The organism is Kamptonema formosum PCC 10802 (assembly GCF_000332335.1).
Taxonomy (GTDB): domain Bacteria; phylum Cyanobacteriota; class Cyanobacteriia; order Cyanobacteriales; family Oscillatoriaceae; genus Oscillatoria.
In genome coordinates, this window is sequence record NZ_KB235948.1 from 605,146 (window position 1) to 617,999 (window position 12,854).

16 protein-coding genes are annotated in these 12,854 nt (G+C 52.0%); 11 read left to right on the top strand and 5 right to left on the bottom strand.

The window, feature by feature from the left end; genetic code table 11:
• Positions 1–36 precede the first annotated feature (36 nt).
• The 3 genes from OSC10802_RS0102620 (at position 37) to OSC10802_RS0102630 (ending at position 2,049) form a co-directional block, all read left to right on the top strand.
• Positions 37–300 (top strand): NIL domain-containing protein, encoded by a 264-nt coding sequence (locus OSC10802_RS0102620; RefSeq protein WP_017715229.1) that lies wholly within the window; start codon positions 37–39, stop codon positions 298–300.
• A gap of 9 nt (positions 301–309) precedes the next feature.
• Positions 310–654, top strand: coding sequence for an NIL domain-containing protein (locus OSC10802_RS0102625; RefSeq protein WP_017715230.1), 345 nt, complete (start codon positions 310–312; stop codon positions 652–654).
• Between the two features lie 333 nt (positions 655–987).
• Positions 988–2,049 carry a photosystem II reaction center subunit D1 gene (locus OSC10802_RS0102630; protein ID WP_017715231.1) on the top strand — a complete coding sequence of 354 codons (1,062 nt, stop codon included), beginning with the start codon at positions 988–990 and terminating at the stop codon, positions 2,047–2,049.
• Positions 2,050–2,165: 116 nt separating this feature from the next.
• Here OSC10802_RS0102630 and OSC10802_RS0102635 read toward each other — a convergent pair whose 3' ends face one another.
• Together OSC10802_RS0102635 and OSC10802_RS0102640 are read right to left on the bottom strand one after the other, a co-directional pair.
• Complete coding sequence (locus OSC10802_RS0102635) at positions 2,166–3,146, bottom strand: aldo/keto reductase (protein ID WP_017715232.1); 981 nt, start codon at positions 3,144–3,146, stop codon at positions 2,166–2,168.
• A gap of 109 nt (positions 3,147–3,255) precedes the next feature.
• A complete protein-coding gene (locus OSC10802_RS0102640) occupies positions 3,256–4,098 on the bottom strand; it encodes a hypothetical protein (protein WP_198525049.1) in 843 nt (280 codons plus the stop codon).
• Positions 4,099–4,277: 179 nt separating this feature from the next.
• Between OSC10802_RS0102640 and OSC10802_RS45745 the strand changes: the two genes are divergently transcribed.
• Positions 4,278–4,388: a UPF0175 family protein gene (locus OSC10802_RS45745; RefSeq protein WP_232731799.1), complete on the top strand. Its 111-nt coding sequence runs from the start codon at positions 4,278–4,280 to the stop codon at positions 4,386–4,388.
• Between the two features lie 85 nt (positions 4,389–4,473).
• Here OSC10802_RS45745 and OSC10802_RS0102650 read toward each other — a convergent pair whose 3' ends face one another.
• Positions 4,474–4,851 carry a hypothetical protein gene (locus OSC10802_RS0102650; protein ID WP_017715235.1) on the bottom strand — a complete coding sequence of 126 codons (378 nt, stop codon included), beginning with the start codon at positions 4,849–4,851 and terminating at the stop codon, positions 4,474–4,476.
• Entirely contained in the window at positions 4,823–5,410 is a 588-nt protein-coding gene (locus OSC10802_RS0102655; RefSeq protein WP_017715236.1) for a Panacea domain-containing protein, read from the bottom strand. The genes OSC10802_RS0102650 and OSC10802_RS0102655 overlap by 29 nt, the downstream gene beginning before the upstream one ends.
• A gap of 321 nt (positions 5,411–5,731) precedes the next feature.
• On the opposite strand from OSC10802_RS0102655, the gene OSC10802_RS0102660 reads away from it, so the two are divergent.
• From OSC10802_RS0102660 to ilvA, 5 genes are all read left to right on the top strand, one after another.
• Positions 5,732–6,031: a hypothetical protein gene (locus tag OSC10802_RS0102660; RefSeq protein ID WP_017715237.1), complete on the top strand. Its 300-nt coding sequence runs from the start codon at positions 5,732–5,734 to the stop codon at positions 6,029–6,031.
• A 179-nt stretch (positions 6,032–6,210) separates the two neighbouring features.
• The gene (locus tag OSC10802_RS38425) at positions 6,211–6,390 is read left to right on the top strand and encodes a hypothetical protein (RefSeq protein WP_017715238.1); all 180 of its coding nucleotides are present in this window, start codon (positions 6,211–6,213) and stop codon (positions 6,388–6,390) included.
• Positions 6,391–6,473: 83 nt separating this feature from the next.
• Positions 6,474–6,710: a hypothetical protein gene (locus tag OSC10802_RS0102670; protein ID WP_017715239.1), complete on the top strand. Its 237-nt coding sequence runs from the start codon at positions 6,474–6,476 to the stop codon at positions 6,708–6,710.
• A gap of 2 nt (positions 6,711–6,712) precedes the next feature.
• Positions 6,713–6,946: a hypothetical protein gene (locus OSC10802_RS0102675; RefSeq protein WP_017715240.1), complete on the top strand. Its 234-nt coding sequence runs from the start codon at positions 6,713–6,715 to the stop codon at positions 6,944–6,946.
• A gap of 165 nt (positions 6,947–7,111) precedes the next feature.
• Positions 7,112–8,623 (top strand): threonine ammonia-lyase, biosynthetic, encoded by a 1,512-nt coding sequence (gene ilvA, locus OSC10802_RS0102685; protein ID WP_026098107.1) that lies wholly within the window; start codon positions 7,112–7,114, stop codon positions 8,621–8,623.
• Positions 8,624–8,796: 173 nt separating this feature from the next.
• Here ilvA and OSC10802_RS0102690 read toward each other — a convergent pair whose 3' ends face one another.
• Positions 8,797–10,008, bottom strand: a complete 1,212-nt coding sequence (locus OSC10802_RS0102690) for a DUF4336 domain-containing protein (RefSeq protein WP_017715242.1) — start codon at positions 10,006–10,008, stop codon at positions 8,797–8,799.
• Between the two features lie 187 nt (positions 10,009–10,195).
• On the opposite strand from OSC10802_RS0102690, the gene OSC10802_RS0102695 reads away from it, so the two are divergent.
• Both OSC10802_RS0102695 and OSC10802_RS0102700 read left to right on the top strand, forming a co-directional pair.
• Positions 10,196–10,783: a LemA family protein gene (locus OSC10802_RS0102695; protein WP_017715243.1), complete on the top strand. Its 588-nt coding sequence runs from the start codon at positions 10,196–10,198 to the stop codon at positions 10,781–10,783.
• 36 nt (positions 10,784–10,819) lie between these two features.
• Positions 10,820–12,754 carry a M48 family metallopeptidase gene (locus OSC10802_RS0102700; RefSeq protein ID WP_017715244.1) on the top strand — a complete coding sequence of 645 codons (1,935 nt, stop codon included), beginning with the start codon at positions 10,820–10,822 and terminating at the stop codon, positions 12,752–12,754.
• The last annotated feature ends 100 nt before the right edge of the window (positions 12,755–12,854 follow it).

Sequence of the window (12,854 nt, forward strand, 5' to 3'; positions counted from 1 at the left end):
AGGTTACTAAAGCGTTTTTCAGTAAAGGAGGAAAATATGACAATTTCTGCTGCAGGGGAAAATCAGATAACTCGCATCCGCATTCGGATTCCGCCAAAATATCATCAGGAGCCGGTAATCTCTCGCCTCGTCTCTGAGTACGGCTTGACCGTCAATATTGCGGCAGCCTTACTTGGCCAAAATGCCAGAGAGGACGGCTGGTTTGACTTGCAACTTCAAGGCCCGAGCGCTCAAATCCGCAGCGCTTTAATTTACTTGAATGATTTAGATTTGGAAGTTTTTGATGAGTTAAATAAGTAGGAGACTAAGATGATTGCTCAGGATAAACCAGATTCTGAATACACGCTCATTCATCCTGCCGGTGAGACAGCAGATGTCCCAGGAGAGGACAAAAGGCCGACTCAAATCCGCATCCGGATTCAGATCCCTCAAAAATATCATGAGGAGCCGGTAATTTCCCGCCTGATTTCTGAGTTCGGCTTGAGCGTGAATGTCAATGGTGCTCTGCTGGCCGGCAACGCTCCCAGTGATGGCTGGTTTGATTTGGAACTCCGGGGAGCGAACAGCCAAATCCAGCGGGCTCTGGTTTACTTGGATGAAATAGGTGTGGGAATCTGGAGCAAATCCACCGATCCGGATGAGGAGAATTGGTGAGTGGCTGTTGCCGGTGCCTATTGGGCATTGGGCATAGTCTCGTTCCCAGGCTCCGCCTGGGAACGCTGGACACAGGAGGCAGAGCCTCCCCCCTCTGGCAAGATCCCGCGCACGCGCCGCACGCTCGCACGAGTGGCCATTCCCTGCCGGTGCGGGGAACGAGAAGTCCTGAGGGGATGAGAGCGACAACTGATAAGAAAAACTTATCACTGTCATAAGTAAATTTTTTCTTAAACCCCCTTTACAAACCTTAATAAGGCGTGTAATCTAGTAATCAAGGTAGAGAAAACGCTACCGACAACCTTGAAAAATAAATAACGGACTCATAAATCAATGACCACCACCTTACAGCGTCGCGAAAGCGCCAATGTTTGGGAACGGTTCTGCAGCTGGATCACCAGCACCGAAAACCGCATCTATGTCGGTTGGTTCGGTGTTCTGATGATCCCCACCCTGCTCACCGCCACCATCTGCTACATCATCGCCTTCGTTGCAGCTCCCCCAGTGGACATCGACGGCATCCGCGAACCTGTTGCAGGTTCTCTGCTCTATGGCAACAACATTATCAGCGGTGCTGTTGTCCCGAGCTCCAATGCTATCGGTCTGCACTTCTACCCGATTTGGGAAGCGGCTTCTCTCGATGAGTGGCTGTACAACGGTGGTCCGTACCAGCTGGTGATTTTCCACTTCCTCATTGGCGTTTTCTGCTACATGGGTCGTGAGTGGGAACTCAGCTACCGCTTGGGTATGCGTCCTTGGATCTGTGTTGCTTACAGCGCTCCTGTTGCTGCTGCAACTGCAGTGTTCTTGATCTACCCGATCGGTCAAGGTTCTTTCTCGGATGGTATGCCTCTGGGTATCAGCGGAACCTTCAACTTCATGTTGGTGTTCCAAGCTGAGCACAACATCCTGATGCACCCCTTCCACATGCTGGGTGTTGCCGGCGTGTTCGGCGGTTCTCTCTTCAGCGCCATGCACGGTTCTCTCGTGACCAGCTCTCTGGTTCGTGAAACCACCGAAACCGAGTCTCAAAACTACGGTTACAAGTTCGGTCAAGAAGAAGAAACCTACAACATCGTTGCAGCCCACGGCTACTTCGGTCGTTTGATCTTCCAATACGCTTCTTTCAACAACAGCCGTTCTCTGCACTTCTTCTTGGGTGCTTGGCCGGTTATCGGTATCTGGTTTACCTCTCTGGGTATCTCCACGATGGCCTTCAACCTGAACGGTTTCAACTTCAACCAGTCCGTGATTGACAGCCAAGGTCGCGTTATCAACACCTGGGCTGATGTGATCAACCGCGCCAACCTGGGTATGGAAGTTATGCACGAGCGCAACGCTCACAACTTCCCGCTCGACTTGGCTAGCGTTGAAGCTCCCGCTATCAAGGGCTAATTGCTAGTTGCTAGATAAAAAAAGCGCTCTCCGTTCCGGGGGGCGCTTTTTTGTTTTTAAGAAATTTTAACCGCCCCCGTTCCGGTTACGCCAAGGAAGAGGAGGAAAGGGATGGTTCACTGAGTTTGGAAGATGTTTTGAACCATTTTTTTGCCGGCACCGGCTGCTGCTTTATCGAGTTCGGCTATCTCGCCGGTGTCTAATTGCCAGCCCAACGCACCGATGTTTTCCTGTGCTTGCTGTAGGGTTTTCGCTCCTGGGATGGGGATGGTTCCCTTGCAGACGCACCAGTTGAGGGCAACTTGTGACATTGTTTTGTTTCTGGATTCGGCAATTTCTCGCAAACAGGACAGCAGCGGGCGGATTTTTGGCAGGATCTGTCTGAACAGCAGACCTCGAATGCCTTTGGGAAAAGGGCCTTTTTCTGAGTATTTTCCTGTCAGCAGTCCCAGGACAAGTGGGCTGTAGGCAATGAGTTTGATTCCCAGTTCGTCACAGAGGTCTTTGAGTCCGAGTTCAGTGACGGGATAGGTGGAGAGGAGGGAATATTGAACTTGCAGGGTGGCAATGGGAACGCCTCGGGCGGCAAATTTTTGATGGGCGAGTTTGAGCCGTTTTGGGCCGAAGTTGGAGAGGCCGACTCCTTTGACTAATCCTTGTGCGTAAAGATCGGCAAGACCGTCTAAAAGGGGGGATTCTTGCCAGGGTGCGTAGTTGGCTGTTGACCAGTGCATCTGCACCAAATCTACGTTTTTTCCCAGGCGACCTGCTGATGCTTTGCAAGCGGATACCATTGACTGGCGGGTCAATCTCCAGGGATAAGCGGCAAGTTTAGTGGCGATGCAGATATTGTCTCTGTTTGTGCCGAGATATTCTCTGGAAAAGCGTCCGAGAAGCTGTTCGCTGCGCCCATTGAGTTTGCCGGTTCCGTAGGAATCGCCGGTGTCAAATAAGGTGACGCCGGTGCTGGCGCAGAGGTTAAAGACGGCTTGCAGCTGGTCGTCCATGCTTTGGTCGTATCCCCAGAGGAGCCGGTTGCCCCAGGCCCATGTCCCGCATCCCATCGCCGGGAGGGAGAGTTTTTGGCGAGTTTGCATGTTGGCGTTTTGTAGGTGTGTTTAACCCAATCTACGACAATAGGCGCTCGACTTGAAAACTGCGCTGACTCGCCGAAAGCGCAGCTGTGGGCCGGCTGTAGTGCTTCTGTCAGTTTTTTCCCTGAATTCGGGAGGCTATATCTTCTAACTGCAAGCGGATTTCACTGGAGCGCAGCTTGGCTGCCTCAGCGACAAGCCGGTGGGCGAGAGACTGCCAGACATTGTGCCTCAAATTGTGGTAGGTCAGCCCCAGCAGCCACTGTTCGCCATATTCAGGTAAGGTATATGCTTCCTGGCGTTCAAATGCCTCTTCAGCGATCGTCCAGTCCGCAAGGCGTCCCAATTTTTGTTCGCTAAATTTTGGCTGACCGAGGAGTGTCGCAAGGATAAGCAGAGCGAGCGCGAAAAACGGGCGTTCTTCGCCAGGGTTGAGTTGTTCGACTCTCCAGGCGAGAAAGCTTGCTGCTGCCTGTTGCAGATCGCGACCGAGAACCAGTGCGCTGGCAAGCAGTTGAGCAATGGTAGTATTTTCGCTGTCAAAGTAGTCGGCGTTTGCAGGATCGGCTGCCGCTCGCAGGAGAGCGGCGCAAGCGAACGCCCTCATGATGTGCCCTCGAGTTCCAGTGCTTCCCGGCTTCCAGTTTGGATCGTCTGGTTCTGACCAGCGGATGAGTTCAAGAACTTCTTTTGGCTCCCATTTCATGGGGGCGGGAATTTGGCCGGTGTCGCGAATGCGGGACAGCTCTAGCAGGTGAGCGTCAGCGTCCATTCCGTAATCGGCTTCCGCGATTTCTCGCAGCATTGAGCCGTCTGTCTGCTTGCGGATTACGTCAAGCAGTGCGTTGGGTGAAGGGGCGAATGAGGTGAGGAGGTTGGTGGGAATGTTGGGCATTGCCGGTGTGTGTGAAGCCGTCGAGAGGGAATTTAGATGCCGGTTGAGATTAAACGGCACGCTGCCGGCTGGGGCGCATCTGTGCTAGACCGGCAATAGCAGTATAACAATGCGCGGGCTGTGGCGATCGGGGTAGCGACTGCTGGGCGACCGGCTGCATCCTTTTTGACTGTTATTCCTGCCGGCTGGATGCCGGTGGGCGGTTGGGGGTATAATTGGATTGGCAGTCGTGGGATACCTTGCTTTTTCAAAAGGAGAAACTCACGCTGGCTCAAGCGAGCCGGTTTCCCGGCATGAATCGCATTGCGTTCCAGCATCTGCTAGCGAGCCGGCAAATCCCAGTTCCCTAGGGTGTAGAAGATTTTGAACAAGATATTAAAACTCTGCGTGAGATGGGCAGATTGTGATTAGTGCAAGCGATACTTCGCCTGAGAGCTAAGCCTCTAAAATCTCCTTGATGACGCGAGCCATATCTTGATCAGCTGGGCGTTTTGCAAATTGTTCGTGGCTATAAATCCAAACAAGCCGGATTGCGGAGGCAGTCATATTAACCATATACATCAGTCTGATTTGTCCTGAAGCTCCTTTTGAAACCTTGAACGCTAGCTTGTGAAATGTCCAGCCTTCAGGTAATTGAATATTTCTGGGTAAAGGTTCAGTCCGAGAATTTATAGGGTACGGCTCTTCAGTCAAATGTTCCAAGATTTCTGTCACCCGCTCAACAAAACTATCTCCATGAGCTTTGGCAAGCTTTTTAAAAGAGCGTTTGAAATTATCGGAGGGTTCAATCGAGAAGGGATTTGAGCCAGTCACGCACTTCTCCTTTGCTAATGTGAGTTGAGGATTGCAAAGTACAAGCCTCCTTCAAGGTTTCGGACATCGCCTGTTCATACGCTGGATTGTCACGCTCTATCTGCTCAAGTTTCTGATGGCCTAATGCTTTCATATCCTCTCTGACAATCGGCTCGGTTGAGCTGGCTTGAGGTGGCAGCCCTTTGCGAGCTTTCCTCCAAGGAAACTCCAAGTGGGTCATGTCACTAAGAAGATAGGCATGGTAGCCACCAAAGTATTCCCAAATTTCTTCAAGAAGCTCTTGTTTGTCCTTAGGTATCTCTGACAAAAACTCTTTACTAGGGATAGGTAACTGCTTCGCCTCAAATTCACTGTAAAACCTGTAAGCAGGAGGACATACCGGCCCATATCGCCAGGCTTGAATTTCTTCGTCAAACAAAGGCTCATCGTACAAAGCTAAATGGAGGCTTTGTGCGTAATACAGAAGCTTTTGAACCTTCATATTTGTCATTTCAGCTTCCATCCCATTCTCAGAAGCTTTCACAATGAAGTAGCGAGCTACCGTGAGACAGTCAATCATAGTTTAGATCCGCCAACAGGAGTGGACTACCCGCACTAACAAATCTTAAGGCAAATCAACAAGTTCTCATACTATTATAATCCAAATCTGCACGTTTAGTCCGCACAGTAACCCTAAACAGGTTATGGACAGATGGCATATAGCCTTTAGGCAAGAACAAGGACGCCAGTACAATACAATTCTACTCCAACCGGCATTTGTTTGCCGGCTGACCCCACGCGCACAACCGGCCACAACGCGCAATTGCCGCGTTCACCGGCAGCCCCGCCCTCGGAGTCGCCCGGACGTGCCGGCAGACTCTCAACCCAATCTATTCTTATTATGCCGGCAACCGCGCCGCAAGTCAAGGTGGATGAAATCGAATTTTTCCTTCAATCTGCGGGGGACTTGCAACAAGATGGCGCAACCGGCCACAAGGTGCAATTGCCCCGTCCGCCGGCCACCCCGCCCTGGGAGTCGCCCAGGCGTGCCGGCAGGCTCACAACCCGCTTCATTTTTATTATGCCGGCAACCGCGCCCCAAGTTAAGGTGGGGGAGAGAAGTACGTTTCTAATCTGGAGATTCCCGTCTTCCACTGGCCCGTTCCAGAAAAGTTTGCCAAAAAGTTCAAGAAAGTTTTGAACGCCAATAAAAATCCAAGCAACTGCTATAATCTGCTAAAATAGGATATAACAGTTGAGCCATACAGATGAAGCCCCCGCAACTGCTGAAGCCCCCGCAACTGCCAAGATGAACCGGCAATGTAGAGACAAGAGCATGTCGCGTCTCTGTGGCTGTAAGTTTGAACAAGGTATAAGACCATGACTGCTAGAGATCGACTGATTCAAGAGATTGCGCAAGCTCCTGATTTCCTAGTTGAGGAGCTTTTAGATTTCCTGCTGTTTGCCAAAGCCCGCAGAAGTCAGCCGGCACTTTCAGAAACGCCCAAAGAACCTCGCCCCGTTGGGTGCCGGCGAGTTTACAGTACCTCCCGACTTTAACGCTCCCTTACCAGAAGATATTCTTCGCGACTTGGCCGGCTAGCGATGAATTGAGAACTTGGAGTAGTGGAGGTTAAGCTTACTTGAAATTTGAAATTATCGGGGACATCGATCGTATTGAAACCATTGCGATTGGCAGTTCCATTCGTGAAGTCGAACGCTTGCGGAAAACCTATGGGTTGGGACGCTGGCGGAAACTTAAAGGCACTGCTACCATTCGCTTAGACGACGGAACCGTTTTTGAAGCGGAGTTACACTGGTACGAAGCACACGGCATCGGGAAGAAAGAAATAAAAGTTAAACGCATTCTCTCGGAGTAGTTATGCAATCAGCCAACGCAGCCCCTCAATTTGTCATTTGCATTAGCAACAGAGATTACCCAGCTTCATTAGAAGTGCGAAAAATTTATCGCGCTGTTCCCGATCCTAATGCGGCCAAACATCAAATGATTCGTGTGATTGACGAATCCAATGAAGATTATCTTTACCCACTCAGCTATTTTGTGCCTATTGAGTTGCCAAAAGCGGCTGAAGAAGCTTTCTCTATCGCCGGTTAAAAGCGCGTTTATAAAGGAATTGCTAAGCGTGGGCCAGAAACCGGGTTTCTTCAAGAAACCCGGTTTCTTGTGATTTCACCGGCAGTTCAGGCAACACCGGCATAGCGGTGACACCAATCGTGTATTATTGTAACGCATCCGGCATTTACCCACCCCCTCACACCCATGTACTGCGACTACCTGGTACAAATACTCACCGCCCGCGTGTACGACGTTGCCCAAGAGACGCCGCTGGAGTGCGCCCCGAACCTGTCGGCGCGTCTGAATAACAAACTCCTGCTCAAGCGGGAGGACATGCAGTCTGTCTTTTCCTTCAAGCTGCGCGGGGCTTACAATAAAATGGCGCAACTGCCCCCGGATATGCTGGCGCAGGGCGTGATTGCGGCATCCGCCGGCAACCACGCCCAAGGCGTCGCCCTCGGTGCCTCCCGGCTGGGAACCCGCGCTATTATCGTTATGCCGGTCACTACGCCCCAAGTCAAAATCAATGCAGTTAAAGCGCGCGGGGGCGAAGTTGTATTGCGCGGCGATACCTACGACGACGCCTACGCCTACGCCCGCCAGCTAGAAGCAGAAAAAGGCTTGACTTTTATTCACCCCTTTGATGACCCGGATGTGATTGCCGGTCAGGGTACAATCGGGATGGAAATTCTGCGGCAATATCAGAAACCCATTGACGCTATTTTTGTTGCTATTGGCGGGGGCGGACTGATTTCTGGGATTGCGGCGTATGTGAAACGCTTGCGCCCGGAAATTAAGATTATTGGCGTTGAGCCGGTGGATGCCGATGCCATGCATCAATCCCTGAAAGCCGGTCATCGGGTGCGCTTGTCTCAGGTGGGTTTGTTTGCCGATGGGGTTGCCGTGCGGGAAGTGGGGGAAGAAACTTTCCGCCTCTGCCAGGAATATGTTGATGATATCATTTTAGTAGATACCGACGACACCTGTGCGGCGATTAAAGATGTGTTTGAGGATACGCGCTCCATTCTCGAACCGGCAGGTGCGCTGGCGGTTGCCGGTGCCAAAGCTTATGTCGAACGCGAGCAAATTCAGGGACAAACCTTAGTTGCCGTCGCCTGCGGGGCTAATATGAACTTTGACCGGCTTCGCTTTGTGGCAGAGCGCGCCGAGTTTGGCGAACGCCGCGAAGCCATCTTTGCCGTCACCATTCCCGAAGAGCGGGGGAGTCTGCGCAAGTTCTGCGAGTGTATTGGCAAGCGCAATCTCACCGAGTTTAACTATCGGATTGCCGACGAAAAAGAAGCGCATATCTTTGTGGGCGTGCAAATTCAAAACCGCGCCGACGCCGCAAATATGGTGGCAACCTTTGAAGCGAATGGTTTGAAAACCCTTGACTTAACCGATGACGAACTGACAAAATTGCACCTGCGGCACATGGTGGGCGGGCGTTCGCCCCTCGCCCACAATGAATTGCTCTACCGTTTCGAGTTTCCCGAACGTCCTGGCGCACTGATGAAATTCGTCACTTCCATGAGTCCCGATTGGAATATCAGCGTCTTCCACTACCGCAACAATGGCTCGGACTACGGGCGAATTGTTGTGGGGATGCAAGTTCCCCCGCACGAGATGGAAGAGTGGCAGGCATTTCTGGACACCCTCGGCTATCGCTACTGGGATGAAAGCCAGAATCCTGCCTACAAGCTGTTTTTGGGGTAGGAGAATAGGCGGAGTCCAATCCTGATTACAATCAATAATGATCCACATTCTTCTCTTCAGCCCGCGAAGGCGGGCTTTGTTTGTATAGCCGCGATTTATAATCGCCTGGAAACTAGCGCTCTCGCCGGGTAAAAGGGCTAAAGCCCTACTACAAACCAAAGCTATCGCCTGCGCTACACCTTATCCAACGCCGGCGGCACAATGCCAAGTCCGCTCAAACCGGCATCCAGTTCCCTCAGCACTTTAAAATCCACTTCCGGCAAAGGATATGTGTTACTGTAAAACACACCGGCACTCCCCGCCGGAAAGCGCTCCAAAAAACAAAATGCTTGGCGAAACTGCTGGGGCGTTGCAGACACCGGCGAGTCTAAATGGCAGGGAACAATCCGCTGGAAATCCCAACTCGCCACCTTATCCGCCCACTCGATAGTTTCCTTCGGCGCTCGGTTGAGAATCAGACTCTGGAGCACCGGCGCGACAAACAAACGCCCATCCCCGCGCAGCGCCTCAAACGATCGCTTCCAGTCCGAATTCCACTTAAAAGGAAACAGCCCGAAATAACCTTTCTTCGACCGATCTGGCGCTTTCAGCGCATCCCAAAACACCTCACTCCATTTAAACACCTCTAGCGCACTCGGCTGAAAATACATCGCAAACAGACAAATGCGCTGCCATCCCTTGCGCCGGTTTGCCTGCGTGTCTTCCAGAATATCAGATGCCCTGTCCTTAGCATGAAACAGCAACGGATACGGATCTAGCTGAACGATTGCCGGCGGCTCTTCCGGGATGGAAACCACCGAATCCGTCACCAGCAGCGTGCGCGATCGCTTGTCAAAAAAAGCTGCTTCCGCAAACCGTCCCGGACCGAGTTCAATTGGCCCTAATATCGCATAATTGAACTGGCCGGCAAAAGGCGCTTTGCTGCTGTCTTCTGGAAGTACCTGCGTGCGTTTTGCCGGCAAACCCAGCCAGCTCAGTGGCAGATTTAGCGGGAAACTCCACTGTGAGGGAGCCACAAACACCTGCGCCTGGGGAAATCTTCTGGCAAAAGGCCCAACAAAAACTTTGTGTTCTAAACCGGAGATAGTTGGCAGGATGATATACTTAACGTCGCCGTGTTTCGCCACCAACTCTTGGACAAGGCGCAGGCACTCACGAGTCGGCGCAACCGGCGCATAGATCAGCAATCCCCCTCCCTCAAGCTTAACGACAGTCATGCGAATCGGCACGACAACATAGAAGATGCCCTGCATCTGGTCAAACGTCCAAACTGCGTCCTGAACCACTTCTTGGCGGATGGTTCGCCGGCTTCCATAAGGGTACAGTGGCATGGCTGGCCAGAAGGCCCATGAAAAGTCCCTTGGATCGATCGTCTGTCCCTGCATTTCCTGCGCGTTCCTCCCGGTTTGTTTTGTTCTGCTGGTAGTGTATCAGAAGGTGGGATTTTATGAACCGCCGCCGTGAAGAAGCGCCAAGAACTTAACAAATGTTAACTTGGCAGGCAGCCAGGATATGCTATAGTAAGACAAATTCACTCTTTCTGCCAACGAGCAAAATTAAGGATTTAGCCCTATGGGAGCTTTAATTTTTCTGGTCATGCTGGTGCTGATTGTCGGGTTCATCGTTGCCGACGCTTACAACAAGCTTGTCACCTTGCGCAATCGCTACAAGAACGCTTACAGCCAAATCGATGTTCAGCTCCAGCGCCGGTACGATTTAATTCCCAACCTGGTGGAAACCGCCAAAGGTTACATGAAGCACGAGCGCGAAACCTTGGAAGCAGTTATCGCGGCGCGGAATGCCGCCATGACAGCCAGCACGCAAGCCGCCCAAAATCCCGGCGATCCGCAAGCAATGCAGCAGCTGCAGAATTCAGAAGCCGCCCTCACAGGAGCTTTGAGCCGGCTTTTAGTCCTGTCTGAGGCTTATCCCGACCTGAAAGCAGACCGCACAATGACTCAGTTAATGGAAGAATTAACCTCTACAGAAAACAAGGTGGCATTTGCCCGCCAAGCGTTTAACGATGCGGTGACGCTCTACAACACCAAGCGAGAAGTGTTCCCCAGCAATTTAATTGCCGGTTCCTTCAACTTCAGTGCGGCTGAGTTACTGGAAGAAGCTGCGCCTGAAGTGAAAAAGGCTCCTCGGGTTTCCTTCTAAATAGTGAAATAGTGCTGCCCGCTCCCTCACCCGCGTATGAACTTTTTTGAATACCAAGATCGAGCTCGCCAAAACACCCAAAAGCTTATCGGGCTTTTTATCCTGTCCGTCTGCTGCATCACGATCGCAGTTTACGGTGCGGCGCTGGTATCTTTTGGGTTACTTTCCAAGGGGAAAACGCCAGCTGTTCTGTGGCAACCCCAGTTCTTCCTGCTCGTAGCCATCCCGACGCTTTTGACAATCGCTGGCGGAACTTGTTACAAAGTGTTAAAATTAAGGCAAGGGGGTTCAGCGATTGCTGAGGATCTCGGAGGGCGACGGCTGCTTCCCGATCCGATCAATCCCGATGAGCGACAGCTGTTGAATGTGGTTGAGGAAATGGCAATCGCCTCCGGGATATCCGTGCCGGCAGTTTACGTTATGGACAGAGAGCGCGGCATTAATGCTTTTGCTGCCGGTTATACGCCCAATGATGCCGTGATTGGCGTTACTCGCGGCACCCTCGAACAGCTCAGCCGCGATGAACTTCAGGGCGTAATCGGTCATGAATTCAGCCACATTCTCAATGGCGACATGCGGCTGAACCTGCGGCTTGTCGGATATTTGCACGGGATTTTACTGATTTACTTGACTGGGCGGATTATTTGCGATTGGAATCGCGGCTTTGACTCCCGCGATAAAAACAATGGGGTTATATTGTTCGGATTCGCCCTGGTTGTTATTGGGCTGGTGGGAGCGTTTTTCGCTCGTCTGATTAAAAGCGCCGTTTCCCGCCAGCGGGAGTTTCTTGCAGATGCGGCTGCTGTGCAGTTCACCCGCAATCCAGCCGGCATTGCCGGCGCACTCCGCAAAATTGCCAATCACTCCGATCGTTCTTTGCTTCAGTCTCCCTATGCGGAGGAAAATAGCCACCTGTTTTTTGGCAATGCTTTGAAAGCAGACTTTCTCGGCGAACTTACCGCAACCCATCCTCCTTTAGAGCAGCGCATTCGTCGCCTGGAATCTTTCCGGGGGGAATCTGCGCAACCGGCACCCATTTCAACCTCTGGCAATCGCCAGTCGGCTGAGAGTCAAGACTCGCTGGCGCTGGGATTTGCCGGCGCAAACACCTCCCCGTCAGCAGCGCCAGCGAAAGTTCAAGCCAATGCCAAACAAATAGTAGCACAGGTTGGAACTGTTGCGCCAGAACATTTTGCCTACGCGCAAGCATTGCTGGCAAAATTGCCCGAAACAATTCAATCTGCCGTGCGAGAGCGCCACAGTGCTATTGCCATAGTCTACAGTCTGGCGCTCGACAGTGAAAATCCCCAACTTCGCGAGCTGCAGATTACCTGGTTGCGCCAGGTAGAGCCGGTGGAAGTCGTGGAAAGCGCTCTCGCATTCAGCCAAGAAATTGCTCAACTCGACCCGAGAATGCGGCTCCCTTTGCTAGAGCTGACTGTTCCCGCACTGCGCCAGAGTTCCCCAGCTGAGTGCCAGAAACTTTTCAAGTGCGTGACGGGTTTAGCTAAAGCGAAAAAACAGCGCTCTATCACAGAGTTTGTCTTGTATCTCGTCTTGTGGCACCGGCTGCAGCCTTGCCTCAATCCAAACGTTGAAAATAAGATTCAGTATACCGCATTAAAGCAAGTTTGGCCTGACTGCCTGATTCTGATATCCGCTCTGGCGCGAGTTGGGGAAACGAAGCCGGCGGCAATTGCTTTTGCCTTTCGCTCAGGACTTGGCAGATTGCCAGGTGCCGGTCAGCAAACGCTACCAGAAACGCCGCCAGCTTTTAAGTTGGGCGAGCTGCACGAGAGCCTGCAACGCTTAGGTTTGGCTTCTCCAAAACTGAAGCAATCTGTTGTTGATGCCTGCGCTCATACGGTATTGTTGGATAATGTTGTTACGGTACAGGAGGCGGATTTGCTCCGCGCTATCGCGATTACCCTTGACTGTCCGCTGCCTCCTTTTCTGAAGCAAAGCCGGTAGATATCTGTCTGGGAATCTAGAAATCAGGTTCGTTATCCCTCGTTCCCAGGCTCCGCCTGGGAACGCCGTCTTGGAGGCTCTGCCTCCTTTAGGCAGATAT